25 protein-coding genes and 4 tRNA genes are annotated in these 25,575 nt (G+C 66.4%); 12 read left to right on the forward strand and 17 right to left on the reverse strand.

The genetic code is table 11. The annotated features are described in order from the left end of the window. Window positions 1-16: 16 nt before the first annotated feature. The 3 genes from WS66_RS23925 to WS66_RS23940 all read right to left on the reverse strand — a co-directional run bounded on the left by WS66_RS23925 (window position 17) and on the right by WS66_RS23940 (window position 2,620). Window positions 17-481, reverse strand: coding sequence for a DUF2214 family protein (locus WS66_RS23925; RefSeq protein WP_059599138.1), 465 nt, complete (start codon window positions 479-481; stop codon window positions 17-19). 37 nt (window positions 482-518) lie between these two features. Beyond that, window positions 519-1,319 (reverse strand): hypothetical protein, encoded by an 801-nt coding sequence (locus tag WS66_RS23930; RefSeq protein WP_059599137.1) that lies wholly within the window; start codon window positions 1,317-1,319, stop codon window positions 519-521. Between the two features lie 236 nt (window positions 1,320-1,555). Continuing rightward, a complete protein-coding gene (locus WS66_RS23940; protein ID WP_059599136.1) occupies window positions 1,556-2,620 on the reverse strand; it encodes a glycosyltransferase family 4 protein in 1,065 nt (354 codons plus the stop codon). Between the two features lie 561 nt (window positions 2,621-3,181). On the opposite strand from WS66_RS23940, the gene WS66_RS23945 reads away from it, so the two are divergent. Beyond that, window positions 3,182-5,011 (forward strand): ABC transporter ATP-binding protein, encoded by a 1,830-nt coding sequence (locus tag WS66_RS23945; protein WP_059599135.1) that lies wholly within the window; start codon window positions 3,182-3,184, stop codon window positions 5,009-5,011. Between the two features lie 51 nt (window positions 5,012-5,062). Here WS66_RS23945 and WS66_RS23950 read toward each other — a convergent pair. From WS66_RS23950 to otsB, 3 genes are all read right to left on the reverse strand, one after another. Then, window positions 5,063-6,285, reverse strand: a protein-coding gene (locus WS66_RS23950; RefSeq protein ID WP_108064678.1) for an IS3 family transposase whose coding sequence is annotated in 2 segments (ribosomal slippage) — window positions 5,063-5,917 and window positions 5,920-6,285 — 1,221 coding nt in all. Because the reading frame shifts where the segments join, the coding sequence is not laid out codon by codon here. Window positions 6,286-6,421: 136 nt separating this feature from the next. Next, complete coding sequence (otsA, locus tag WS66_RS23955) at window positions 6,422-7,798, reverse strand: alpha,alpha-trehalose-phosphate synthase (UDP-forming) (protein ID WP_059607101.1); 1,377 nt, start codon at window positions 7,796-7,798, stop codon at window positions 6,422-6,424. Next, complete coding sequence (otsB, locus tag WS66_RS23960; protein ID WP_059607107.1) at window positions 7,795-8,547, reverse strand: trehalose-phosphatase; 753 nt, start codon at window positions 8,545-8,547, stop codon at window positions 7,795-7,797. Before otsB ends, otsA begins: the two co-directional genes overlap by 4 nt. 282 nt (window positions 8,548-8,829) lie before the next feature. Between otsB and WS66_RS23965 the strand changes: the two genes are divergently transcribed. Genes WS66_RS23965 through WS66_RS23975 form a run of 3 tightly spaced genes read left to right on the forward strand, consistent with a single transcriptional unit; the run spans window position 8,830 to window position 10,806 of the window. Next, window positions 8,830-9,474, forward strand: a complete 645-nt coding sequence (locus WS66_RS23965) for an SCO family protein (protein WP_059607100.1) — start codon at window positions 8,830-8,832, stop codon at window positions 9,472-9,474. Between the two features lie 8 nt (window positions 9,475-9,482). Next, on the forward strand, window positions 9,483-9,923 hold the full coding sequence (locus WS66_RS23970; RefSeq protein WP_059607098.1) for a copper chaperone PCu(A)C: 441 nt from the start codon (window positions 9,483-9,485) through the stop codon (window positions 9,921-9,923). Window positions 9,924-9,933: 10 nt separating this feature from the next. Continuing rightward, on the forward strand, window positions 9,934-10,806 hold the full coding sequence (locus WS66_RS23975; RefSeq protein ID WP_059607096.1) for a cytochrome c oxidase assembly protein: 873 nt from the start codon (window positions 9,934-9,936) through the stop codon (window positions 10,804-10,806). A 19-nt stretch (window positions 10,807-10,825) separates the two neighbouring features. On the opposite strand, the gene WS66_RS23980 is transcribed toward WS66_RS23975, so the two are convergent. Beyond that, window positions 10,826-11,317, reverse strand: a complete 492-nt coding sequence (locus WS66_RS23980; protein WP_059607094.1) for a GNAT family N-acetyltransferase — start codon at window positions 11,315-11,317, stop codon at window positions 10,826-10,828. Between the two features lie 127 nt (window positions 11,318-11,444). Further along, window positions 11,445-12,311, reverse strand: coding sequence for a pirin family protein (locus WS66_RS23985; RefSeq protein WP_059607092.1), 867 nt, complete (start codon window positions 12,309-12,311; stop codon window positions 11,445-11,447). A 110-nt stretch (window positions 12,312-12,421) separates the two neighbouring features. Here WS66_RS23985 and WS66_RS23990 point away from each other — a divergent pair, with 110 nt between their 5' ends. Further along, window positions 12,422-13,339, forward strand: a complete 918-nt coding sequence (locus WS66_RS23990) for a LysR family transcriptional regulator (RefSeq protein ID WP_059607090.1) — start codon at window positions 12,422-12,424, stop codon at window positions 13,337-13,339. Window positions 13,340-13,472: 133 nt separating this feature from the next. Continuing rightward, window positions 13,473-13,976 (forward strand): GAF domain-containing protein, encoded by a 504-nt coding sequence (locus tag WS66_RS23995; protein WP_059607087.1) that lies wholly within the window; start codon window positions 13,473-13,475, stop codon window positions 13,974-13,976. A 172-nt stretch (window positions 13,977-14,148) separates the two neighbouring features. Here WS66_RS23995 and map read toward each other — a convergent pair whose 3' ends face one another. Continuing rightward, window positions 14,149-14,955 (reverse strand): type I methionyl aminopeptidase, encoded by an 807-nt coding sequence (map, locus tag WS66_RS24000; RefSeq protein WP_059607084.1) that lies wholly within the window; start codon window positions 14,953-14,955, stop codon window positions 14,149-14,151. After that, window positions 14,955-15,191: a ParD-like family protein gene (locus WS66_RS24005; protein ID WP_059607081.1), complete on the reverse strand. Its 237-nt coding sequence runs from the start codon at window positions 15,189-15,191 to the stop codon at window positions 14,955-14,957. The genes map and WS66_RS24005 overlap by 1 nt, the downstream gene beginning before the upstream one ends. A 149-nt stretch (window positions 15,192-15,340) precedes the next feature. On the opposite strand from WS66_RS24005, the gene WS66_RS24010 reads away from it, so the two are divergent. The 3 genes from WS66_RS24010 to WS66_RS24020 all read left to right on the forward strand — a co-directional run bounded on the left by WS66_RS24010 (window position 15,341) and on the right by WS66_RS24020 (window position 17,315). Beyond that, window positions 15,341-16,000 (forward strand): helix-turn-helix domain-containing protein, encoded by a 660-nt coding sequence (locus WS66_RS24010; RefSeq protein WP_059607079.1) that lies wholly within the window; start codon window positions 15,341-15,343, stop codon window positions 15,998-16,000. After that, window positions 15,997-16,545: a GNAT family N-acetyltransferase gene (locus WS66_RS24015; protein ID WP_059607077.1), complete on the forward strand. Its 549-nt coding sequence runs from the start codon at window positions 15,997-15,999 to the stop codon at window positions 16,543-16,545. The genes WS66_RS24010 and WS66_RS24015 overlap by 4 nt, the downstream gene beginning before the upstream one ends. Before the next feature lie 281 nt (window positions 16,546-16,826). Continuing rightward, complete coding sequence (locus tag WS66_RS24020) at window positions 16,827-17,315, forward strand: hypothetical protein (RefSeq protein WP_059607075.1); 489 nt, start codon at window positions 16,827-16,829, stop codon at window positions 17,313-17,315. 64 nt (window positions 17,316-17,379) lie between these two features. On the opposite strand, the gene WS66_RS24025 is transcribed toward WS66_RS24020, so the two are convergent. The 6 genes from WS66_RS24025 to uvrC form a co-directional block, all read right to left on the reverse strand. Beyond that, window positions 17,380-17,453, reverse strand: a tRNA-Cys gene (locus WS66_RS24025). A gap of 101 nt (window positions 17,454-17,554) precedes the next feature. Beyond that, a tRNA-Gly gene (locus tag WS66_RS24030) sits at window positions 17,555-17,630 on the reverse strand. A 51-nt stretch (window positions 17,631-17,681) separates the two neighbouring features. Further along, a tRNA-Gly gene (locus tag WS66_RS24035) sits at window positions 17,682-17,757 on the reverse strand. Between the two features lie 53 nt (window positions 17,758-17,810). Then, window positions 17,811-17,886, reverse strand: a tRNA-Gly gene (locus WS66_RS24040). A 144-nt stretch (window positions 17,887-18,030) separates the two neighbouring features. After that, a complete protein-coding gene (gene pgsA / locus WS66_RS24045) occupies window positions 18,031-18,618 on the reverse strand; it encodes a CDP-diacylglycerol--glycerol-3-phosphate 3-phosphatidyltransferase (RefSeq protein WP_006757520.1) in 588 nt (195 codons plus the stop codon). A 99-nt stretch (window positions 18,619-18,717) separates the two neighbouring features. Continuing rightward, complete coding sequence (uvrC, locus tag WS66_RS24050; RefSeq protein WP_059607074.1) at window positions 18,718-20,748, reverse strand: excinuclease ABC subunit UvrC; 2,031 nt, start codon at window positions 20,746-20,748, stop codon at window positions 18,718-18,720. A 76-nt stretch (window positions 20,749-20,824) separates the two neighbouring features. Here uvrC and earP point away from each other — a divergent pair, with 76 nt between their 5' ends. From earP to WS66_RS24065, 3 genes are all read left to right on the forward strand, one after another. Continuing rightward, window positions 20,825-22,012 carry an elongation factor P maturation arginine rhamnosyltransferase EarP gene (gene earP / locus WS66_RS24055; protein WP_059607072.1) on the forward strand — a complete coding sequence of 396 codons (1,188 nt, stop codon included), beginning with the start codon at window positions 20,825-20,827 and terminating at the stop codon, window positions 22,010-22,012. Window positions 22,013-22,150: 138 nt separating this feature from the next. Beyond that, window positions 22,151-22,708 (forward strand): elongation factor P, encoded by a 558-nt coding sequence (gene efp / locus WS66_RS24060; RefSeq protein WP_059607070.1) that lies wholly within the window; start codon window positions 22,151-22,153, stop codon window positions 22,706-22,708. Between the two features lie 271 nt (window positions 22,709-22,979). Continuing rightward, the gene (locus tag WS66_RS24065; RefSeq protein ID WP_059607068.1) at window positions 22,980-24,365 is read left to right on the forward strand and encodes a sigma-54-dependent transcriptional regulator; all 1,386 of its coding nucleotides are present in this window, start codon (window positions 22,980-22,982) and stop codon (window positions 24,363-24,365) included. A gap of 166 nt (window positions 24,366-24,531) precedes the next feature. Here WS66_RS24065 and nagZ read toward each other — a convergent pair whose 3' ends face one another. Continuing rightward, window positions 24,532-25,560 (reverse strand): beta-N-acetylhexosaminidase, encoded by a 1,029-nt coding sequence (gene nagZ / locus WS66_RS24070; protein ID WP_059607066.1) that lies wholly within the window; start codon window positions 25,558-25,560, stop codon window positions 24,532-24,534. Window positions 25,561-25,575 lie beyond the last annotated feature (15 nt).

The following is a 25,575-nucleotide window of genomic DNA, read 5'->3' on the forward strand; positions in this document are numbered from 1 at the left end:
CGCCCGGCCGGAAGGCCTAACCGGCCGCCCCGATCCCCCGCGCCATTCCCGACGCGGCAAACACGATGACCATCACGAGCACGGCCTGCCAGTGGCCGATGCGCACATAGGTCCGTGCGCGGCCCAGATCGGGCATCTGCTGTTGCCGCGCGGCGATGCGCCAGCGGATCAGCCCGAGCATCGGCACGATCTCGAGCAGCAGGATCAGCACGAGCGCGGTCATCTTGAGGTGGAAGAGCGGCGCGTGAAGGTAATACGCGGCGCCCTTCTCGAAGCCGCCGAACGCGCGTGCGAGCCCCGTCGCGATCAGCACCAGCGCGGACAATCCCCAGGCCGCGTCGGCCTTGAACACGCCGGGCAGGTCGGCGGCCTGCGCCGACGCGATGACCCGGCGCAGCGCGCGGTTGCGCCCCGCGATCGCGGCGAACGCGACGCCGAACGCCATCAGGTGAACGGCTGCCAGCAACCAGCGAACGATCATTGCGCCTCCTTGTCGCCCGCGCGCCGCGCAGGCCTTGTCAGACGATCTGCTTGAGCGCGGCGTCGAGCGCGAGCACCGCAACGCGGTCGCCCTCGGTCGCGAGCGGCGCGCGCATCACGATCTGCCGGTTATGGCCGACGGCCGCCGGAGAATCCCACAGCAGTTCCACCTTCGGCCGCCGAAACAGGCTGCCGCGACGCGGCGGCACGACGGCCGCCTGCGCACCCTGCTCGGCCGCGGCGGACGCGCCCCGACCGGGCCAGCGCACCGACAGTTCGCGCGCGTCGTACTGGCCGACCTTACGGCTCTCCATCCAGACGATCGCGGTACGCGTGAGCGTATCGAGCGAGATCGCGTAGCGGCCGACCGCGAAGCGTCGCGCGGCCACGTTGGTGCGCCACAGCGGCCGCGGGCGACACATCCACACGATCGCCGCATACAGCGCCGGCGCGGCGATGAGCCAACCGTTGGTCGCCGTCACCGCGTGCAGCGCACGGCGCCAGCCGGCCGCCCACGCGAACGCGCCGATCGACCACACGGCAAACAGGAAACCGATCAGCGCGAAGACCCGCAGCGCCTGGCGCAGCCACTGCGGCAGCGGGTGGAACGGCCGCTCGGCGCGCGCGACGGCGCCCGGCAGCGCGAGCAGCAGGAAAATCAGCACGAGATAGACGAATGCCCACGGCGACGACACCATCGCCGACAGCGACGCGCGATACCCCATCTGCGACATCGAGAACAGCCAGCGCGCGAGCAGCACGAGACCGATCGCGCGCAACGCGAAGATCACGCCGGCGCCGGGGGCCGGCGCTGCGCGCGTGGTTTTCGATCTCGCCAAGACTGCTCTCCTCTCGATGTTCGTGCGGGGCCGGATTTCGCGGCACGGCCATTATAGGGACATTACCGTCTGGACAGACGACCGGATGGCGTGCCGGGCCGCTTCCGGGACCGTTCGCGGCGCCGGGCGCGGCGAGAATACAACAGATCGGCGCCGCAGATGTGACAACGCCCCGCCGGGGACCCGGACGGGGCGTCAATGACGGCCTCAGCCGCAGTGCGGCCGACGCGCCGGCATCAGCCTGCGTTGACTTCGCGCAGCACCGTGCGGTGCTTCTGGCGCAGCAGTTCCTCGTAGCCCTTCACGTAGTTCTGCGCCATCACCTTCGACGAGAAACGTGCTTCGAACGCGGCGCGCACCTTCTCGCGCGGCAACGTATCGAGACGCTTGAGCGCCGCGACGGCCGACAGTTCGTCTTCGACGACGAAACCCGACACGCCGTTTTCGATCACTTCCGGCACCGAACCGCGCTTGAATGCGATCACCGGCGTGCCGCAGGCCATCGCCTCGATCATCACCAGGCCGAACGGCTCCGGCCAGTCGATCGGGAACAGCAGCGCGTGCGCGTTGCCAAGGAATTCGGTCTTTTCCGACTCGCTGATTTCGCCGATGTACTCGACGTGCGGCAGCGCGAACAGCGGCTTGATCTTCTCTTCGTAGTACGCGCGGTCGGCCTTGTCGAGCTTCGCGGCGATCTTGATCGGCAGGCCGGCCTGCTCGGCGATGCGAATCGCGGTGTCGACGCGCTTCTCCGGCGAGATGCGGCCGAGGAACGCGAGGTAGCTCGGCTTCACGTTCGGGATCGGCGTCAGCAGGTTTTCCGGCAGGCCGTGGTACACGGTCGACAGCCAGTTCGCCTGCGGCAGCGGGATGCGCTGGTTGTCGGAGATCGACACGACCGGAACGTCGCTGAACGCGTTGAAGATCGGCTGCAGTTCCGGCAGGTCGAGACGGCCGTGCATCGTCGTCAGATGCGGGACCGGCTGGCGCGAGAACAGCGAAAACGGGTAGTAGTCGATGTGGCAGTGCAGGACGTCGAACTCTTCCGCACGGCGGCGCACCTGCTCGAGGAGCAGCATGTGCGGGGCCATCACGTCGCGGATCGTCGGGTCGAGGCGCAGCGCCTGCGGCCAGCACGCTTCGAGCTTCGCCGACGTTTGCGAATCGCCGCTCGCGAACAGCGTGACGTCATGCCCCATCTCGACAAGCGCTTCGGTGAGGTAGGACACCACTCGCTCGGTACCACCGTACAGTTTCGGGGGCACCGCTTCGTGCAACGGAGCGATTTGGGCGATTCGCATGCGTAACTCCTAAAAAATCGGCTAAAAACCAGGTATGGGTCGGCAACCTGCCGGCGGTCCGGGCTGGATGCATTTCGTCCGAAAATCGGACGAATCAGCCTGCCGGGGGCGTCGAACCCGCGCTGCTCAAGGAGCGTCGGCGACGCGACAGGCATAGAACGTTTGAAACGAAGACCCGTTGACAGGGGTTCGTAAAAACCTGGAATCGAACCCGGAGCCGATTATCTAGGGTTAATCCCGATACGGCGCACAACATTTCAAACACTTTACTTTGTTACAAAGGTGCAACACTTTGCAACCCGCGGACTTGGGCGTCCGTTCTAGAGTGGAAGGCCCTTTTGGCGTTCCGAGTCGTCCCCTCGCTGCCGGCATCGCGATTCCGGCGCATGCGGCAGGACGGATGCAGAATTTTATCTCAAAATTGGTCGCGCCCCCCTGACCAAGGCAAGATTCGCGCAGGGCAATGCACGGCCTTGTTTACAATGCCGGATTATTCAGTCCGGGCGACCGTGGGCTGCGATCCACCGATCCGCTCAATCACCGAATCACCGCACGCATATTTTGGAATCTCTCACCCCTGCCCAGCGCAACGCCCACAACGCGAAGCTGTCGAGCTACGCGCATCGGCCGATCGCGTTTCTGTTCCGCTACATCCGCCTGCATCCCGTCGCGCACCTGATCGTCCTCTGCAGCGTGCTGGCCGCCGTCGGCTGCGCGCTCGGCTCGCAATACGCGATCAAACACCTGATCGACGTGCTCGCGACCGGGCGTCATCATCCTGGCCCGCTGTGGAGTGCGTTCGCGCTGCTCGTCGGGCTGATCGCGGCCGACAACCTGCTGTGGCGCGTCGGCGGCTGGGTCGCCGCGCACACGTTCGTCGCGGTCACCGGCGACCTGCGGCGCGACCTGTTCCAGTACCTGATCGGCCATTCGCCGACGTACTACTCGGAAAAGCAGCCGGGCACGCTCGCGAGCCGCATCACCGCCACGTCGAACGCCGTCTATACGTCCGAGAACACGATGGCGTGGAACGTGCTGCCGCCGTGCATCGCGGTGATGGGCGCGATCCTGATGATCATCGTCGTGAACCCGCTGATGGCCGCCGGCCTGCTCGGCTGTTCGGCCGTGCTCTCGGTCGTGTTGTTCAAGCTTGCCGGGCGCGGTTCCGCGCGCCATCACGCGTTCGCGTCGAAGGCCGCGGCGGTCGACGGCGAACTCGTCGACGTGATCGGCAACATGGGCCTCGTGCGCGCGTTCGGGATGACGCTGCGCGAACAGAAGCGCTTCGGCGCAACGGTGAAGGCCGAGATGGACGCGCGCCAGCAAAGCCTGCTCTATCTCGAGAAGCTGCGCCTGCTGCACGCGGTGATCACCGCGATGCTGTCCGCCGGCCTGCTCGGCTGGGCACTGTGGCTGTGGGACCAAGGCCGCGCGACCTCCGGCGACATCGTGCTCGTCAGCTCGCTCGGCTTCACGATCCTGCACGGCACGCGCGATCTGGCGGTCGCGCTCGTCGACGTCACGCAGCATGTGGCGCGCCTGTCCGAGGCCGTGAAGACGCTGCTCGAGCCGCACGGGATGCCGGACCGCTCCGACGCGCAACCGCTATCGGCCAAGGGTGGGCGCGTCGATTTCGAACGCGTGACGTTCGCGTATCCGCATCGCCGCGCGATCCTCGACCACTTCGACCTCCATATCGAACCGGGCCAGCGCGTCGGCCTCATCGGCAAGTCGGGCGCCGGCAAGTCGACCGTGCTCGCGCTGCTGCAGCGCTTCTACGACACGCAGGATGGCGCTGTGAAGGTCGACGGGCAGGACGTGAAGGCGATCACGCAGGACAGCCTGCGGCACGCGATCGCGCTCGTGCCGCAAGACATCTCGCTGCTGCACCGGACCATCTACGACAACATCGCATACGGCCGCCCCGAGGCGACCCGCGAGGAAGTGCTCGCCGCCGCGCGCGACGCCCGCTGCTCGGAGTTCATCGAGGCGATGCCGGAAGGCTATGACACGATCGTCGGCGACCGCGGCGTGAAGCTGTCGGGCGGCCAGCGCCAGCGCATCGCGATCGCGCGTGCGATCCTGAAGGATGCGCCGATCCTGCTGCTCGACGAAGCGACGTCCGCACTCGACAGCGCATCCGAGGAAGCGATCCAGAGCGCGCTCGACCGCCTGATGGTCGGCCGCACGGTGATCGCGATCGCGCACCGGCTGTCGACGCTGCGCAACTTCGACCGGATCATCGTGATGAGCAACGGCAAGGTGATCGACGACGGCAGCCCCGACGTGCTGCGCAACCGTCCGGGCCTGTACCGCGACCTGCTCGCGAAGCAGCACGGCCGCCATCACGCGTCCGACGGCACCGCACCGACCGGCGAACGCGTGGCCTGACGCCGCGCCACGCAGTGTCAAGTCCTGGAATAGGTTGACAGTATCCAGGCGCTAGAACGCCCGATGCACCGCATCGGGCGTTTTGTATTTCAGCGCGGCATGTGGCCGTTCATAGTTGTAGATGTGTACCGACTGTTCGACCATCTTGGCGGCCTGTTCAAGGTCCGCAGGACGTTGCAACAGGAACTCCCCCTTGAGAATGCCGTTGACCCGCTCAGCCAGCGCATTCTGATAGCAGTCGTAGCCGTCCGTCATTGAACAGCGCAGGCCGTGATGCCGATGGATGTCCTGATAGTAGGTCGAACAGTACTGGACCCCGCGATCGGAGTGATGGATCAACGGCTGCCGGCTCCGGCGCTTGCGCAACGCCTTCTTGAGCGCCTGACTGACCTGCTCGGTTTGCAGGCTGTCGTGAACGTGATGACCGACGATCTTGCGCGAGAACGCATCCGTGACGAGACTCAAATACACAAACGGGCCAGCCGTCGGCAGATACGTGATGTCGGCCACCCACACTTGTTCGGGGCCGGTCGGCACGATTTGATCCGGCCCGGGTTTCAGTAGATTCGGATGACGCCGGAAGCGGTGATGGCTATGGGTGGTCTTGTGATACGCCCGGTGCGGTACGACCAGTAGGCGCGCGGCACGCAGCACGTCGAACAGCCGATCTCGCCCCAGCTTGATGCCGCGCTCGACCAACGCTGGCCCGAGCAGATGATGGAGCTTGCGTGTGCCCAGCCTCGGCTGGCGAAGCCGCACGTCTCGCACCAGCGCAGTGACGGTCTCGCTCTGCGAGCAACGGTGTTCCTCGCTGCGGCATCGCTTGTAATACGCTTGGCGGCTGATACCCATGTATCGGCAGGCCCGCTCGACGCTCAGCTTTTCGATCCGCTTTTGCGCGACGACCTGCCTGAAGGCTTTTTTACGGTGATCCCGTAATCCTTGCGCATCACGTCGACCACGGCTTCGAATAGCGCGGCTTTCTCCTGCGCCTGTCGCAACTGCGTCTCCAACTCCTTGATGCGCTGCTCCGGTGTGAGCGGCTTTGAGTCTTGCTTTGACATGGTGGAACCCGATCGCGCACGGCCGGATGGATCGGCCCAATCCTGCAAGCCGTGCTTACGTAACCATACCAGCACGGTCGAGCGCCCCTGGATGCCGTAGCGTCGCTGTGCCTCTTTGTACGTCAGTTCGCCTTTTTCGACCTGCGCCACCACCGACAGTTTAAAAGCCAGGCTGTAGTCCCGCTGCGTCCGCTTGATCCCTTGCTCCATTTGGCACCTCTTCGTTTCGGCGAAAAAGTGTCAACCTATTTCAGGACGGGTCACAGCCGACAAAAAAGCCGCCGTGCTTCGCGCACGGCGGCTTTTTTTCACGGCATCGCGCGGCCTCCGCCGTGCAGCGCGCGGGTTACACGCGCTGCAGGTCGCGCAGGAAGTTGTCGCGCCACACCGACACGTTGTTCTCGCGCAGCTGCGCGATCATGTCCGCATAACGCGCGCGCCGCTCGGCGAGCGGCATCGTCAGCGCCTGCGACAGTGCATCTGCCATCCCGTCGATGTCGATCGGATTGACGATCAGCGCGCCCGTCAGCTCGCGCGCGGCGCCCGCGAAACGCGACAGCACGAGCACGCCCGGATCGTCCGGATTCTGCGCGGACACATATTCCTTCGCGACGAGGTTCATGCCGTCGCGCAGCGGCGTCACGAAACCCACGCGCGCGAGGCGATACAGCGCGGCCAGCACCTGTCGGTCGTACTGGCGGTGAATGTAGAGGATCGGCGCCCAGTCGAGCTCCGCGTAGCGGCCGTTGATGCGCCCCGACTCCGCTTCGAGCTGCAGGCGAATGTCCTGGTACGCGCGCAGGTCGGCGCGCGTCGACGGCGCGATCTGCAGGAACGACACGCGGTTGCGGATCGACGCCTGGTGCTCCAGCAGCTTCTCGAACGCGCGGAACCGCTCGACGAGCCCCTTCGAATAATCCAGCCGGTCGACGCTCATGATCAGCTGGCGCCCGCGCAGCGACATGGCCATGCGCGCGGCCTTGCCGTTCTCGCCGGCCTGCGCGAGCGACGCGATCTCGTCCGGATACACGCCGATCGGATAGGCGGCCGCACGCAGCGTGTTGCCGAACGCGCTGACGCGCACCGTGCGCCCCTCGCGCGCCACTTCGCCGCCGGCCTCGAACTCGATGTAGTCGCAGAACGCGCGCAGGTCCGGCTCGGTCTGAAAACCGAGCAGGTCGAACGCGCACAGCGACTCGACGAGCTCGCGATGCGGCGGCACGTTGACGAGCACCTGCGCGGCCGGAAACGGAATGTGCAGGAAAAAGCCGATGCGGTTCTTCACACCGGCCGCCCGAAGCGCACGCGCGAACGGGATCAGGTGATAGTCGTGCACCCAGATCACGTCGTCGTCCTGCAGCAGCGGCACGAGCTGCTGTGCGAGCCAGACGTTCACGCGGCTGTAGCCTTCGAACTCGTGGCGGTCGTACTGGATCAAGTCGGCGCGGTAATGAAACGCGGGCCACAGCGTCGCGTTCGAGAAACCTCGGTAGTACTGGTCGTAATCGCGGCGCGACAGCCCGACGGTCGCGAACGTCACGGGGCCGCGCTCCTCGACCCGGATCTGCGGCGCACCAGACGCGACCACCTCGCCGCTCCAGCCGAACCACATGCCGCCCGTCTCCTTCAGCGCGTCGTACACGCCGATCGCGAGGCCGCCCGCCGCCGGCTCGCCTTCCGAAATCGGGGCGACACGGTTCGAAACGATGATGAGTCGACTCATGCGCCCTGCTGCTCCGCGCCAAGCCAGCGGGCGATCTGCTCGTGCAGCGCGTCGACCGAGTCGAGCCGCGTGCGGGCCGACGTCTCGCCCGCGCCGACCTTGATCGACAGGCCGCCGCGCGCGTTGACCACCGCGAAGCCCTTCTCGTCGGTCAAGTCGTCGCCCGCGAACAGCGGCACGCGGCCCGCGAACGGCGGCTCGTCGAGAAACGCGGCCAGCGCGCGACCCTTGTCGACGCCCTTCGGCTTGATCTCGAATACCATCTTGCCGGGCTGCAGCACGTACGCATCCGCATATTCGGCGACGAGGCGCTCGGCCGCCTCGCGCGCGGCCGGCTCGCGCTCGGGCGCGTTGCGGTAATGCAGCGCGACGGCCGCACCCTTGATTTCGAGCAGCATGCCCGGATGACGGTCGACGACGGCCGCGAGCTCGCGCTCGATGCGCAGCAGCCGTTCGTCGTTGAAGCCGATGCGCTGCGTGTCGCCGTTCGCATCGCGACGCTCGGCGCCGTGCAGGCCTGCGATCGGCAGGTCCGGCATGTTCAGGAACGTGTCGAGATTGTCGATGCCGCGACCCGACACGACGGCGACCGCGCCGTGCGTGCGACGCCGCAGTTCATCGAGCAGCGTCAGCAGCGACGGTGGCACGTGAATGCTGTCGGGCGTCGGCGCCAGCTCGACGAGCGTGCCGTCGAAGTCGAAAAAGAACGCGGTATCGGTCAGGGACAGGGAAGCCGGAACGGATTGCATCGATTCGATGGTCTGAGGAGCGGCCTGCAAACGCGGGCCGCCGCTGCGAGAATGGAATTGTGCGCATCTTACCGCGCCTGCGTAGCGAGATGGGCGAAACCGGTGGCGGGCGAGCCTCGCGCAGCCATCCGCGTCAACTGCGACATATTGCCCCGCTCGCCCATGCCGTACGGGTTTCGAAAGGACGCAGGCGCAGGAATTGCGCTACAGTCTGCAATCGCCGGCCGCGCGACGCATGGCGCCGCGCCGGCCGACGACCGTTCCGTCCGATCGAGCCCCAGGATGTCGTCTGCCCGTCCCGCGCCGCACCGGCGCCTCTTCAGTCTGACCCGCTTCGTCCGCACGGTCGCGGCGCTGACCGCCGCCGTCGCGCTCGCCGCATGCACGCGCGACGAGCCGAACTGGCACCTGACCAACGTCACGGGCCACCTGCCCGACCTGTCGTTCACGCTCACCGGCGGCGACGGCCACGCGGTCGACGCGAACGCGTTTCGCGGCCGCGTCGCGCTCGTCTACTTCGGCTATACGCACTGTCCGGACGTCTGCCCCGAAACGATGGCACGGCTGATGGAAGTGCTCGCGAAGCTCGGCCCGCGGGCGAACGACGTGCGCATCCTGTTCGTCTCGGTCGACCCCGCGCGCGACACGCCGCAGGCGATGCAGGCGTACGTCGCCGCGTTCGACGCCGCGCACGCGCGCGGCCTGACCGGCACCGACAGCCAGATCGAATCGCTCGCGAAGCGCTATCGCGTCGCGTACCAGATGGAAAAACGCGATCCGTCCGGCGGCTACGAGGTTACGCACAGCTCGGCCGTCTACATCTTCGACGCGAACGGTCGCGCGCGCCTGCTCGCGACCGACCGCGATTCACCCGACGCCATCGCCGCCGATGTGCGCCGGATCATCGACACAGCCTCCACCACCTGAACTCCGACATGAAGACGCCCCTCAAGACGTTCGCCCTCCTCGCCGCGCTGTGCACCGGCGCGCACGCGTATGCCGCCGGCGCGATCATCGCGCAGAACGCATGGGTGCGCTGGCTGCCGAACAAGCTGCCCGCGGGCGGCTACGTGACGCTTGTCAACACGGGCGACAAGCCGGTCGATCTCGTCGACGTCGACAGCCCCGACTACGGGATGGCGATGCTGCACCAGACCGTGTCGAACGGCTCGACGCAGAAGATGGAAATGGTCGACAAGCTGACGGTCCCCGCGCGCGGCAAGGTCGACATCGCGCCGGGCGGCTATCACTTCATGCTCGAGGAACCCAGGCACACGATCAAGCCGGGCGACACCGTGCGCCTGCGCCTGAAGTTCTCCGATGGCGAGACGGTCGACACGCCGTTCGCCGTGAAATCGCCGGCCCAGGCGAAGTGATGCGCGCGCGATGAACGTCCTGTACTGGCTCGATCCGTGGGAACCGTCGCCGACCGTGGTCATCGCGGTGCTGACGGCCGCCGTGCTGTTCGCGCGCGGCGTGAAGAAGGCGAAGGTGTCGCCGCTGCGGCAGTTCTCGTTCTGGCTCGGGCTGACGGCGCTCTACATCGCGCTGCATACCCGGCTCGACTACTTCTTCGAGCACGAATTCTTCATGCACCGTGCGCAGCACCTCGTGCTGCATCACCTCGGGCCGTTCTTCATCGCGCTGGCCTACCCGGGCGCGGCGATCCGCGCGGGCATACCGTTTCGCTGGCGGCAACGCTTCGTGCGCCCCGCGCTCGCGTGGGCGCCAATGCGCGCGACGCTCGACGTGGTGTTCCATCCGGTCGTAGCGGTCGTGCTGTTCGTCGGGCTGATCTATTTCTGGCTGCTATCGCCGATCCACTTCATCGCGATGCTCGACTGGCGCCTGTATCGCGTGATGAACTGGAGCATGGTAATCGACGGGCTGCTGTTCTGGTGGCTCGTCGTCGATCCGCGTCCCGCGCCGCCCGCGCGGCTGTCACCGGGCCGCCGGATCCTGATCGTCGTCGCGGCGATCCCGCCGCAGATCGCGCTCGGTGCGCTGATCTTCTTCACGCCGCACGAGTTGTATCCGATCTACTCGATCTGCGGACGCGCATTCACATGGCTCAGCCCGCTGCGCGATCAGCAGATCGGCGGCCTGCTGCTTTGGATCCCGGGTTCGATGATGAGCGTGATCGGCGCGCTGATCGCGCTGCGGCACTGGCTGCGACTGTCGGCGCGCGGCCGCCTGATCGACGAACGGGCGGCCGCCCGGCACGCGCAAAACTCGCCGGTGACTCGCGCCGCCCACTGACGGCGCGGCGCGCGGCGCGTCAGCCGCGCGCGCTGGTCATCCACACGTGCGGGATGCCGTCCTCGTCGTGCACGTCCGAACTCGGCGTGAAACCGAATGCCCCATAGAAGCGCTGCAGATGAGCTTGCGCATGCAGGCTCACCTGCGCATCCGGCCACTGCGCGCGGATGAACTCGAGCGCGCGCGACAGCAACGCGTTGCCGAGGCCCGTGCCGCGAAACGGCGCGGTCGTCAGCACACGGCCGATGCGCACGTCAGTGTGCTGCGCATCCGGCAGCAGCACGCGCAGATAGCCGGCGAGGTGGCCCGCCGGGTCGTACGCGGCCAGGTGCCATGCGGCCTGATCCGCACCGTCGATGTCGCGATACACGCAGTTCTGCTCGACAACGAACACGGCGCTGCGCGCGTCGAGGATCGAATAGAGTTCACGCGCCGTCAGCGCGTCGAAGGATTTCCAGTGCCAGTCGAGATCGTCGGCGCGCACGGAGGCGGCAGGTGCGGAAGCGTTCATGGTCGGTCCTGAATCAAGCACGCCGGCCGGCGCGCAGCAACCGATGATTATGCCTCGAAGCGCACGCGGCACGCGTGCCGCCGCGCCGCGCATGAAAAAAAACCCCGCATTGCGCGGGGCCTGTCCGTCACACCGGCATCTGGCCGAAGCGGCCGCTGTTGAAATCGTCGATCGCGGTCCGGATTTCCTCTTGCGAGTTCATCACGAACGGCCCGTAACCGACGACCGGCTCATCGATCGGCTCGCCGCTCAGAATCAGCAGCTTGGCATCGCCGTTCGCTTCGATCTCGACGTCGCGGCCGTCGCGGCTCAGTTGCACGAACTGCGCTTCGCGGGCGACCGTCTCGCCGTTCACCAGCAATGTCCCGCTCAGCACGACCACCGCGAGCGTCCGCCCTTCGGCGATCGGGAACCGAGCACGGCCGCCTGCTGCAAGCCGCACGTCCCACACATCGATCGGCGTGTGCGTGCGGGCCGGGCCGCGCCGCCCGTCGAACTCGCCCGCGATGATCCGCGCGCGACCTGCGCCGTCCGGCAATTCGACCACCGGGATGTCCGCGTTCAGAAGCGTCTGATAACCGGGCGCACCCATCTTGTCGGCGGCGGGCAGGTTCACCCACAGCTGCACCATCTCGAGCGGGCCGCCACGCTTCGTGAACGCTTCCGAGTGAAACTCCTCGTGCAGGATCCCGCTCGCGGCCGTCATCCACTGCACGTCGCCCGGGCCGATCACGCCGCCCGCGCCGGTCGAGTCGCGGTGTGCGACTTCGCCGTCATAGACGATCGTCACCGTTTCGAACCCGCGGTGCGGATGCTGCCCCACCCCGCGCGGCGCCGAACCCGGCTCGAAGTTCGCAGGACCGGCGTAGTCGAGCAGCAGGAACGGGCTCAGATGTGCGCCGTGAGACTGATAGCTGAACATCGAACGCACCGGGAAACCGTCGCCGACCCAATGACCGCGCGGCGCACTGTACACACCCTGGATCTTCTTCATTTGCCTTCTCCGAATTGCGGCGAAACACGTGTTTCGCATCCTGAGAAGGAATATAGAGGTGGAACGATTGATGCGGTAGACTGCCAAAATCGCACTCAGCGTTCTATTTGATGAACGATAACGAACGGGATCTGAACGATCTCTATTACTTCGTGCAGGTGGTCGAGCACGGCGGCTTCGCGCCGGCCGGACGCGCGCTGAACATGCCGAAATCGAAGCTGAGCCGCCGCATCGCGCTGCTTGAGGCGCGGCTCGGAATGCGGCTGATCCAGCGCTCGACACGCCGCTTCACTGTCACCGACGTCGGCCAGACCTATTACGCGCATTGTCGCGCGATGCTCGTCGAAGCGGACGCCGCCGACGAGGCGATCGCGCTGCTGCACGAGGAGCCGCGCGGCATCGTGCGGGTCAGTTGCCCGGTCGTGCTGCTCGATTCGCTGGTCGGCGCGATGATCGCCGCGTTCATGGTCACGTGCCCGCGCGTCGAGATTCATCTCGAAGCGACCAACCGGCGCGTCGACGTCGTCGGCGAAGGGATCGACGTCGCGATTCGCGTGCGCCCGCCGCCGCTCGAGGACAGCGATCTCGCATTGCGCGTGCTGGCCGAGCGCGGGCAGTGTCTCGTCGCGAGCCCCGCGTTGCTGCGCGAGCGCGGCGTGCCGGCCGTCCCCGCAGACCTGACCCGCTTGCCGAGCCTCGATCACGGCGTGCCGCAGGCCGCGCACGTGTGGCGGCTGCGCGGCCCCGACGGCGCGCAGGCGGAAATCCATCACCAGCCGCGGCTCGTGACGGGCGGCATGCTCGCACTGCGTGCGGCGGCCGTCGCGGGCGTCGGCATCGTGCAGTTGCCGACGATGATGGTGCGTGACGAAGTCGCGCGCGGCGAACTGGCGACCGTGCTGCCGGACTGGGCACCGCGGCGCGAAATCGTGCACGCGGTGTTCGCGTCGCGGCGCGGGCTGCTGCCCGCGGTGCGCGCGCTGCTCGATTTCCTGGCCGAGCGGTTCGCCGAGCTCGAACCTGATTGAACGACGGCGCTGCGCGTTCACCACGGCGCCCGCGAACCACGCGCTGCAAACGAGCCGCGCGTGCCGTAGACTGCGGGACGCGCATCGCGCTTTTCACAACCCCGCTGCCGACAACCCTTTTCGCATTTCAGCCATGTTCACGCTGTCCACCGCCCCTCACGCCTCCAAGGCCGAACTCTATGCGACGCTCGTCGAGCAGGCACGCGCGCTCGTCGAAACGGAACGCGACCTGACCGCGAACGCCGCGAACTTCTCCGCGCTCGTCTATCACTCGCTCGACCGCCTGAACTGGGCCGGCTTCTATTTCTTCGACGGGACGGAACTCGTGGTCGGCCCGTTCCAGGGCAAGCCCGCGTGCGTGCGGATCGCGCTCGGCAAGGGCGTGTGCGGCACGGCCGCGCAGACCCGCGAGACGCAGGTCGTGCGCGACGTGCACGAATTCCCCGGCCATATCGCCTGCGATGCCACGTCGGAATCGGAAATCGTCGTGCCGCTGGTGGCCGCCGACGGCACGCTGATCGGCGTGTGGGACGTCGACAGCCCCGTTGCCGCACGTTTCGATGACGAGGACCGCATCGGAATGGAAGCGCTGTGCCGCGTATTCGTCGAGCACGCATGGCAGAAGGCGCGCGGTTGAGCCCCGGTTGAGCCCCGGTTGAGCCCCGGTTGAGCCCCGGTTGAGCCGCGTGGCGCTGCGGGTCGCGGCGGTGGAGACGATCCTCTGCTGATCGCGCCGCGCGACTCCAAATGAACAGGGCCCCATGACGGGGCCCTTTTTCATTGCGCCGCTGCGTGCGGCACGCCGCGCGTCAGGCCGCGTGCGTGCCGGACAGCGCCGCGAACGCCGGCGGCCTCACATCGTCCGACAGGATCTCGAAGCCCTGCTCCGTCACGACGACCATGTGCTCCCATTGGGCGGATAGCGAATGGTCCTTGGTGACGACCGTCCAGCCGTCGGCCAGCACGCGCGTATCGCGCTTGCCCGCGTTCAGCATCGGCTCGATCGTGAAGATCATCCCCGGCCGCAGCGGCACGCCGGTACCCGGGCGGCCGTAGTGCAGCACCTGAGGCTCGTCGTGATATACGTCGCCGATCCCGTGCCCGCAATACTCGCGGACCACGCTGAACCCTTCTCGATGTGCGACCTGCTGGATCGCGTAGCCGACGTCGCCGAGCGTCGCGCCCGGACGAACCGCGCGGATGCCCGCATGCATCGCCTCGTAGGTCGTCGCGACGAGGCGCCGCGCCAGTTCGCCCGGCTCGCCGACGAAGTACATGCGGCTCGTGTCGCCGAACCAGCCGTCCTTGATCACCGCGATGTCGAGATTCACGATGTCGCCGTCGCGCATCGGCCGCGACGACGGAATGCCGTGACAGACCACGTGATTGACCGACGTGCACAGGGTTTTCGGATAGCCGTGGTAGCCGATGTTCGCCGGGATCGCGCGGAGCTCGTCAACGATGTATTCGCGGCAGCGCGCATCCAGCTCGTCGGTGGTGACGCCCGGCTTCACGTGCTCGGCGATCATCGTCAGCACCTGAGACGCGAGCTTCGCGGCTTCGCGCGACCTGGCGATTTCCGCGGCACCGCGGATCGGGATTTCGCGTCTCGCCATCACGCCACCTGCTCGATGCCGTGGGCGACCGACTCTGTCGGTCGGGCATCGCCGCCGCGCGCTTCGGTCTCGATCAGCATCCGGCAGATATCGCCGTAGGACAGTGATGGATTGAGCTCCGCCAGCATCCCGACGCGCAGCCAGTGCTCCGCCTGTGCATTGATCGAACGGCTCAGCGCGGTGCTGGTCGAGCGCAGCCGTTCGTGCATGTGCTCGGATATCTTGATGATTCCCATATGTCTCTAATTAAACGAAATATAACCGTTTCGTATATTACGCTCGCCCGGGTCGTCGGGCAAGCACGCGACCGACGGCGAATCGTCGACCCGCGACAGCAGGAATCCCGTTGACATCAAATTCCAGCTTGATGGACAATAAATCCATCATGCGAGAATCAACCGCTGCTCCCGCTGACGACACCGGCATCAACGAACGCATTGCCCGGCGCGTGCGCGACCTGCGCACGCTGCGAGGCTACACGCTGGATGCGCTCGCCGCGCGTTCCGGCGTCAGCCGTTCGATGATTTCGCTCATCGAGCGTGCGTCGGCGAGCCCGACGGCCGTCGTGCTCGACAAGCTCGCGGCCGGTCTGGGCGTGTCGCTGGCCGGGCTGTTCGCCGGCGATCGCGACGCCGCACCCGCGCAGCCGCTGGTGCGGCGCGCACAGCAGGCGGAATGGCGCGATCCGGCATCCGGGTACGTGCGGCGCAATCTGTCGCCGCCCGGATGGCCGTCGCCGATCCAGCTCGTCGAGGTCGATTTCCCGCCCGGCGCGCGCGTCGCGTACGACTCCGGCGGGCGCGAAAGCGCGCTGCATCAACAGGTGTGGGTCGTCCGCGGGTGCATCGACGTCACATTCGGCGATCAGCTTCACAAACTACACGAAGGCGACTGTCTCGCCATGCGCGTCGATCAGCCGCTGGTTTTCAGCAACCCGTCGTCGCACGTCGCGCGCTATGTCGTCGCGATCTGCGATGCCCCCGCCGCCATCGGCGCGCGGAATGTGTCATCCGTTCAAGGCCGACAGGCGCAGGAGCCCGTATGAATTCCCCGACACCGCGCGACGACGTGCGCCTGATCGATTGCAACGAGACCGAGCACGCAGCGGCCATTCTCGAGATCCTGAACGATGCGATCTTGAACTCCACCGCGCTGTACGACTACCAGCCTCGCCCACCGGAAGCGATGGTCACCTGGTTCGCGACGAAGCGCGCCGGCGGGTTTCCGGTCGTCGGCGCGGTCGACGAATCGGGCACGCTGGTCGGCTTCGCGAGCTGGGGCACGTTCCGCGCGTTCCCGGCGTTCAAGTATACGGTCGAGCACAGCGTCTACGTCCACCGCGACCATCGCGGCCGCGGGCTCGGCGAATTGCTGCTGCGCGAGTTGATCCGGCGTGCGCGCGAAGCTGACGTGCATTTGCTGGTCGGCTGCATCGACGCGACCAACAGCGGCAGCGTCGCGCTGCATACGCGGCTCGGCTTCGCGCACTCGGGCACGATCACCGAAGCGGGTTTCAAGTTCGGCCGCTGGCTCGATGCGGCGTTCTATCAGCTGAGGCTCGACACGCCGGCACGGCCGGTCGACGGCTGACCGGCATCGCCGAACGTTCGGCATGCTCATGATGACGCGGGCGGTATAGACGGCCCGCAGCACGCCCATCGCCTCGCCCGCGACAACGCGCGATCGCCCCCTCCCCACCGGAGCGCGTTGTCGCCTCTCCTCCGGGCCTTCCCGGGCCGAGGCCTCGCCCCTTTGCCCCGTGACCGCACGTGTGACGTTCGCCGCATTCTTCTGCGAGAACGGTAGCGATACGGTATTCCCCAGCGGTCGCAGCACGGCCGCGTACCGATCCATCACCCGGAGAATGCCGTATGAAAACGCCCCCTGTCCTGTCGCACCATGCCGGATCGCGACGCGATGCCGGCCTCGCGCGCCGCGCGGCCCGACGCATTGCGTGGTCGCTTGCCGCCCTCCCGCTTTTCTGCGGACAAGCTTTCGCGGCCGGCGCGTGTCCGACGCCGTTCGCGTTGAGCGGCAACACCGATCTGCTGTGGAAGGAAGTCACCAACAACCAGTGGCGCAACATGCTGCCGCGCGGCTGGACCGACAACGGTTTTCATTTCTACAGCAGGGTGCGCAGCCGCGGGCCGGAGAACGGCATCAACACGCCGTCGGACCTCGAATCGGAAATCCGTAAAGAGGTGTCGGACGAACCCGCCGGCGGCGGCAACCCGAATCGGCGGACGATCACGCTGCCGATACTGAACAGCAAGGGCCAGCATCTGCTCGCGATTTACGACTACGACGGCAAGAGCACGTCGAAGTGCGAGTTGGTGACGCTGACGTATCCGGCGGAATAGATGCGCGAATGAGGCGCGGAAAAAAGAAAAGCCCCGCCGAAGCGGGGCTTTTTCTCTTCTTACCTGGAGGCGCGAGCCGGAGTCGAACCGGCCTAAACGGCTTTGCAGGCCGCTGCATAACCGCTTTGCTATCGCGCCAAAAGCGGACTGTCCGGATGCCGTGGAGGCAAGCGACAGATTTCTTATTCGATGACCATCAGTCCATCAAATAAAAAGGGAAGCGTGGCTTCCCCATTACTTGGAGCGGGAGACGAGTCTCGAACTCGCGACCTCAACCTTGGCAAGGTTGCGCTCTACCAACTGAGCTACTCCCGCTTTGTCCTGCACCTGCAGCGCTTTGCCATTCAACACGCTGCCAGAAAAATCTGGAGCGGGAGACGAGTCTCGAACTCGCGACCTCAACCTTGGCAAGGTTGCGCTCTACCAACTGAGCTACTCCCGCATGTGTCCTGCATCTGCAGCGCTTTGCCGTACAACACGCTGCCAGAAAAAATCTGGAGCGGGAGACGAGTCTCGAACTCGCGACCTCAACCTTGGCAAGGTTGCGCTCTACCAACTGAGCTACTCCCGCGTATTGATACGCTACTGCTTCCCCGTCACACACTTACTTCGTCGTGCAGCGGAGAAGCGAGATTATGTCGAAGGCACATTCGTGTGTCAAGGGCTTTTCCAGCCCTTTTTCCAAAAACCTGCGCAATCGACCATGTGGGGCCGATCACGCGCCGCCGCGCTCGCGAATCTGCGGCCATGCAAGCTTCATGTAGTACAGCATCGACCAGATCGTCAGCACCGCCGCGAGGTACATCAGCCACTCGCCCCACACGCGCGTGTCGATCGTCGCGATGCCGAGCGGCAGCGGGCCGTAGTACAGCAGCATCGGGATCGCGACCATCTGGCACGCGGTCTTGAACTTGCCGAGCTGGTTGACCGCGACGCTCTTCGACGCGCCGATCTGTGCCATCCATTCGCGTAGCGCCGAGATCGCGATCTCGCGGCCGACGATCACGAGCGCGATCGCCGCATCGACCCGCGAAATCTGCACGAGGATCAGCAGCGCGGCGGTCACCATCAGCTTGTCAGCAACCGGATCGAGGAACGCGCCGAACGACGACGTCTGGTTCCACTTGCGGGCGAGAAACCCATCGAACCAGTCGGTCAGCGCGGCGAGAATGAAGATCGCCGCCGCCGCGAGGTTGCGGTGCGCGCCGCCCATCACCGTGTCCGGCAGATAGAACACGCCGACGACGAGCGGGATCAGCACGATCCGTACCCACGTCAGGAAAATCGGGAAATTGAACGGCATGGCATGCGGGTCAGTAAAGGATTCGCAATTGTGCCGTGTCGACCGGCCTGCCACAAGAACGCGAGATCGCGCGCAGGAGCCGCCGGCCGCACGGCCGCTTCAGTGAAGCTGCTTGTAGATCTGCTCGGCGAGTGCGTACGAGATACCGTCGACGCTCGCCAGTTCCTCGACGCTCGCGGCGACCACGCCGCGCAGCCCGCCGAACCGCGCGAGCAGTCGCTGCCGGCGTTTCGCGCCGATCCCTTCGAGCTCCTCGAGCCGCGAGGTCTGGCGCGCCTTCGCCCGCTTCGCGCGCATTCCGGTGATCGCAAAACGATGCGCCTCGTCGCGGATCTGCGCGACGAGCATCAGCGCGGCACTCTCCTTGCCGAGTTCGAGCGGCGCGCGGCCGTCCGCGAACACGAGCGTCTCGAGGCCGACCTTGCGCCCTTCGCCCTTCGCGACGCCGACCAGCATTGACGTGTCGAGCCCGAGTTCGGTGAACACCTGTCGCGCAATCTCGACCTGCCCCTTGCCGCCGTCGATCAGCACGATATTCGGCAGCAGGCTCGATGCCTCGGCCTTGCGCGTCGATTCGCCGTCGATGCCGGCTGCGTCGTCGGCGGCCGCCGCCTGCGCGGCCTGCTCGACCATCTTCTCGTAACGGCGCGTCAGCACCTGCCGCATGGCCGCGTAATCGTCGCCCGGCGTGATCCCGGTGATGTTGTAGCGACGGTACTCGCCCGATTGCATCTTGTGATGGTGATATACGACGCACGACGCCTGCGTCGCCTCGCCCATCGTGTGGCTGATGTCGAAACATTCGATCCGCAGCGTGGCGAGATCGTCACCTTCGAAGCTGAGCGTCTCCGCGAGCGCGCGCGTGCGCGCCTGCTGCGAGCCCTGTTCGGACAGCAACCGTGCGAGCGCAATCTGCGCGTTCTGCTCGGCCATCGACAGCCACGCGCGCCGCTGCCCCTGCGGCTGCCGCACCAGCGAGACCTTGTGACCGGCCTGCTCGGACAGCAAGTCGAGCAGGTCGCGGCTCGCGGGCGCGTGGCTCACGACCAGCACGGGCGGCACGCGATTGCCGAGATAGTGCTGCGCGATGAACGCATCGAGCACCTCGGCCTCCACCGACGCCCCCGCATCACGCGCGGCGGCAGCGTCTTCCTCGGGCGCCTCGGGCAATGCCGCGGCAGTTTCGTCGGCTGCGTCCGCCGCCTCGGCTTCGTCGCCGAGCCCGCCTTCGGCAAGCGTCAGCGCACTTTCGACGTGCGTCGGGAAATACGCCTTGTCGCCGAGATGCCGGCCGCCGCGCACCATCGCCAGGTTCACGCACACGCGCCCGCCCTGCGCGACGACCGCCAGGATGTCGACGTCGCTGTCGCTGCCGACCTCGATCGCCTGCTGGTGCAGCACCGTCGCGAGCGAGCTCATCTGGTTGCGCACGGCGGCCGCCTGCTCGAACTTCAGCTCGGCCGCGAACGCATGCATCTTCTGCTCGAGTTCCTTCATCACTTCCGACTGCCGACCGAGCAGAAACCGCGCGGCATTCGACACGTCAATCGCGTAGTCGTCCTCGGAAATCGCGCCGACGCACGGCGCCGTGCAGCGCCCGATCTGATGGAGCAGGCATGGCCGCGTGCGGTTGTTGAAGACCGAATCCTCGCAGGTGCGCAGCTGGAACACGCGCTGCAGGATCTGGATGCTCTCGCGCACGGCCCATGCGCTCGGGAACGGCCCGAAGTACTGGTTCTGCTTGTCGACCGAGCCGCGGTAGTAAGCCATGCGCGGAAAGCGGTGCGCGGTGAGCTTCAGGTACGGATACGACTTGTCGTCGCGAAACAGGATGTTGTAGCGCGGCGTGAGCGCCTTGATCAGATTGTTCTCGAGCAGCAGCGCTTCGGCCTCCGAGCGCGTGACGGTCGTCTCGATGCGTGCGATGCGCGTGACCATCATCGCGATGCGCGGCGACAGCTGCGTCTTCGTGAAATAGCTGGATACGCGCTTCTTCAGGTCGCGCGCCTTGCCTACGTAAAGTACGGCGCCCGCCGTGTCGTAGTAGCGGTAGACGCCCGGCATGTGCGGCAACTGCGCGAGGATCTTCTTGGGTTCGAACGGGATGTCGGCGGCTTCTGGGGATGTCATGCGTGATCCGGGTGCCTTGTGGCGCGGAACGGGTCCATTAGAATCGCCAGTTTAGAGCATTCACCGGTCCGCTTCGATGCCCCGCACCACCCCCGCCTCCCCTGCGCCGCTCGCACCCGACGAACCGATCGCGTGCGACCTCTTCTGCACCGTGATCGACAACTTCGGCGACATTGGCGTGTGCTGGCGCCTCGCGCGCCAGCTCGCACACGAGCACGGCTGGCAGGTGCGCCTGTTCGTCGACGATCTGCGCACGTTCGCGCGTCTGCTGCCGGGGGTCGATCCCGATGCCGGACGGCAGACGCTCGACGCCGTCGTGATCGAACACTGGCATGCGGAAGCCGGCGACGCGCTGGAGATCGCCGACGTCGTGATCGAGGCGTTCGCGTGCGAGCTGCCCGGCGCGTATCTCGCGGCGATGGCGCGCCGCGCGCGCCGCCCCGTGTGGATCAATCTCGAATACCTGAGCGCCGAGGACTGGGTCGCCGATTTTCATCTGCGGCCGTCGCCGCATCCGCGGTACCCGCTGCTGAAGACGTTCTTCTTCCCGGGACTATCCGCCGGCACGGGCGGCGTGCTGAAGGAACGCGACCTCGACGCGCGCCGCGCGGCCTTCGAAGCCGACACGGCAGCGCGCGCCGCCTGGTGGCGGCAGGCGACCGGCAACGCGCCGCCGGAGCCGGGCACGACCGTCGTCAGCCTCTTCGCCTATGAAAATCCGGCCGTCGACGCGCTGCTCGCGCAGTGGCGCGACGGCCCGTCGCCCGTCATCGCGCTCGTGCCTGCCGGCCGCGTATCACCGGCCGTCGCGCGTTTCTTCGGGGTCGAATCGTTCGGCGCCGGCGCGCGCGCGGCCGCCGGCAACCTGACCGCTTACGGGCTCGCGTTCGTCCCGCAAGCCGACTATGACCCGCTGCTGTGGGTGTCCGACATCAACTTCGTGCGCGGCGAGGACTCGTTCGTTCGCGCGCAATGGGCGCGCAAACCGTTCGTGTGGCACATCTACCCGCAGGCCGACGACGCGCACCTGCCGAAGCTCGACGCCGCGCTCGCGCACCTGTCGGCCGGCCTCGCCGACGCGCCGCGCGCCGCGCTCGAGCGCTTCTGGCACGCATGGAACGGCGGCGGCACGCCCGATTGGGCCGATTTGCTGCAACACCGTGCCGCGCTGGACGCCAACGCGGCATGCTGGGCCGACGCGCTGGCGGGCGTCGGCGATCTCGCCGGAAAGCTGGCGGAATACGCAAAATCTCAGTTAAAATAAGCGGTTATCCGACGGCTGACCACGCAAGCGCTCGCGTTTTGGGGCTCTTGGCACCCACCGGAACGCCCCCGCTTGCGCCGTCAGCCGTTGTGCAACGCTCAGGCACCTATTTATTTGATTGGATCAGGACAGTTTTTTATGAAGACCGCACAGGAACTCCGCGTAGGCAACGTCGTGCAGATCGGCAGCGACGCATGGGTCATCGCAAAGACGGAATACAACAAGTCGGGCCGTAACGCCGCCGTCGTCAAGATGAAGATGAAGAACCTGCTGACGAACGCAGGCCAGGAATCGGTCTACAAGGCTGACGACAAGTTCGACGTCGTCGTGCTCGACCGCAAGGAAGTGACGTACTCGTATTTCGCCGATCCGATGTACGTGTTCATGGACGCCGACTACAACCAGTACGAAGTCGAAGCGGAAATGATGGGCGAAGCGCTGAACTACCTCGAAGACGGCATGGCTTGCGAAGTCGTGTTCTACAACGAGAAGGCGATCTCGGTCGAACTGCCGACGATCCTGGTTCGCGAGATCACCTACACGGAACCGGCCGTCAAGGGCGACACGTCGTCGGGCAAGGTGCTGAAGAACGCCAAGCTCGCGACGGGCTTCGAACTGCAAGTGCCGCTGTTCTGCAGTACCGGCGACAAGATCGAAATCGATACGCGCACGAACGAATATCGCAGCCGCGCGTAATCGCTCGCGATTTCCGGATCGAACAAAGCGCCCTTCGGGGCGCTTTTTGTTTGCCTGCCGCCAACAGCACCGGTGCGTCGGCACCATCGACAATACAAAATCCAGCACTAAAGGTATTCAATTTGTATCATCGGTAACTGTTTTATAGCGACAAAGAAATAATGTACGTCAGGCGTTCAGCGGGGCATAAAATCAGTTTTTAATCTGACATGCGGCTGCGGCCGGCTCGACAGCCGACAGCCCGCCTCTCTTGACTCGACTCGCGTCCACCATGCCACACGCCCTGATTGTCGAAGACGATCCCAACAGCCTGTCCGGCCTGACCGCGCTGCTCGCCGCGGACGGCTTCTCGGTCGACACGGCCACGTCGCTCGCCGAGGCACGCACGGCACTCGGCCGCTCGATTCCCGATGTCGTCCTGGTCGATCTGAACCTGCCGGACGGCAGCGGATTTGACCTGCTCCAGCATCTGCCGCAGCAGCAGCCGAACGGTTCGCTGCCGGTGATCGTGCTGACGGGCAACGCGACGGTCGAGAGCGCGATCGAAGGCCTGCGTCACGGCATCTGGGACTACTTGCTGAAGCCGATCAACATTCCGCGCCTGCGCAGCCTGCTGGCCCGGATTCCGCGTCCCTACGAACTGATCGACGAAGTGCGGACGCTGCGCGCGTCGCTGCGCCACCTGGGCCGTTTCGGCGCGCTGGTGGGCCGCAGCGAGGCGATGCAGCACGTGTACGACATGATCGAGCACAACGCCGGCACCGAAACGGCCGTGCTGTTCACCGGCGAAGCCGGCACGGGCAAGAAGCTGACCGCGCGCACGCTGCACGAACTGAGCCGGCGCCGCAAGGGGCCGTTCGTGTCGTTCGACTGCCGCACGATCGCGCATGCCGGGCGTCACGGCGCGTCGCTCGACAGCGTGCTGTTCGGCCATGAACGCGGCGCGTTCGACGGCGCCGAGCGGCGCGAATCGGGCCTGTTCGAACAGGCCGGCGGCGGCACGCTGTTCCTCGACGAGATCACCGCACTGCCGCTCGTGCTGCAGGAGGCGCTGCTGCATGCGCTCGACTCGCAGAACTTCATGCGGATCGGCGGCACGAGTTCGATCGCGAGCGACTTCCGGCTGATCGCGGCCACGCGCCGCCCGGCCCGCGAGGCGGTCGCGAACGGCACGCTGCGCGAGGATCTGTGGCTGCGTCTCGATGCGGCGTCGATCACGATGCCGCCGCTGCGCGAGCGCGACGGTGATGCGCTCGCCATCGCGGACGCGCTTATCGACGAACTCAACCGCGAAGCGAGCGCCACCGGTCGCAGCACGACCGACAAGCGCGCGGCACCGGGCTTCGTGCGCGAATGCCTGTCCTACGAATGGCCCGGCAACGTGCGCGAATTGCAGGAGCGCGTGCGTTTCGCCTATGACGCGTCCGGCGATTTCATCGAAACGCTGCGCGCGGGCGAAGCGAGCTTCGCGGCTGGCGCCGCGCTGAACGGCAGCAGCGTGCAGATCAAGGTCGGCACCCCGCTGTCCGACGTCGAGGACCTGCTGATCCGCGCGACGCTCGACGCGGTCGGCGGCACGCGCCATCGGGCCGCGACGCTGCTCGGCATCAGCCCCAAGACGCTGTACAACAAGTTGCAGCGGATGAAGGTCAACTGACCGCGCCGCAGTTGTTCGGGGCGCGGTCGGGAGTTGACGGTTAGTTGCGTAAGGCCATGTCACCTTGCGCCTCGCCCCGCCTCGATGGAAAAGCAAAAAGCCGCGCTTCTGCGCGGCTTTTTGCTTTCGACAACGGGAAAGACGACATCACGCCGCCCTTCTCCGCTTACGCCAGCGCGCTGCTCAGCAGCGCCTGCGCCTGCAGATACTCGGGTTGCGCGATCAGCTTGTCCCACTTGAGCGGCTTGCCGCGCGCCCGCATCCGCTTGATGCGCCGCACCGACTCGCCCGACGCCTGGGCCTTCAGCCCGTTCAGCACGACCTCGGCCGCGTCCGGCTGGTTGCAGACGAGCACCATGTCGCAGCCGGCGGCGAGCGCTGCGTCAGCCGCCTGCGTGAGCGTGCCGCCTTCGCGTGCCGCCTCCATCGACAGGTCGTCGCTGAAGATCGCGCCCGTGAAGCCGAGCTGCCCGCGCAGGATGTCCTGCAGCCACACGCGCGAGAAGCCCGCGGGCCGCTTGTCGACCTGCGTGTAGATCACGTGCGCGGGGATCACCGCGGAGAGTGACAGGCCGAGCCAGTCGTACGGGGCGACGTCCTGCTTGAGGATCGCGTCGAGCGGCCGGTCGTCGGTCGGCAGTGCGACGTGCGAATCGGCTTCCGCGAAGCCGTGCCCCGGGAAATGCTTGCCGCAGTTCGCCATGCCCGCGAGCGACAAACCGTGGTTCAGGCTCTTCGCGAGCAGCGTGACGACACGCGGGTCGCGATGGAACGCGCGATCGCCGATCACCTTCGAGTGCCCGTAGTCGAGATCGAGCACCGGCGTGAAGCTCATGTCGATCCCGCATGCGCGCAGCTCGGCGGCCAGGATGTAGCCGACGGCAGTCGCGACCTTCGTCGCGAGCAGCACGTCGCGGTCCCACAGTTCGCCGAGGCGACGCATCGCGGGCAGCACCGTGAAGCCGTCGGTGCGGAACCGCTGCACGCGGCCGCCTTCGTGATCGACGGCGATCAGGATGTCTTCGCGCACCGCGCGGATCGAGTCGGTCAGCGCCGTCAGTTGCGCACGATTCTGGAAGTGCCGCGCGAACAGGATCACGCCGCCGGTATTCGGATGCGCGAGGCGCCGCGCATCGTCGCGCGACAGGGTCGTGCCGACGACGTCGAGCATGACCGGGCCGGGAGTCGTTTTCATCGAATCGGAATTCCG

The organism is Burkholderia sp. LA-2-3-30-S1-D2 (assembly GCF_001523915.2).
Taxonomy (GTDB): domain Bacteria; phylum Pseudomonadota; class Gammaproteobacteria; order Burkholderiales; family Burkholderiaceae; genus Burkholderia; species Burkholderia diffusa.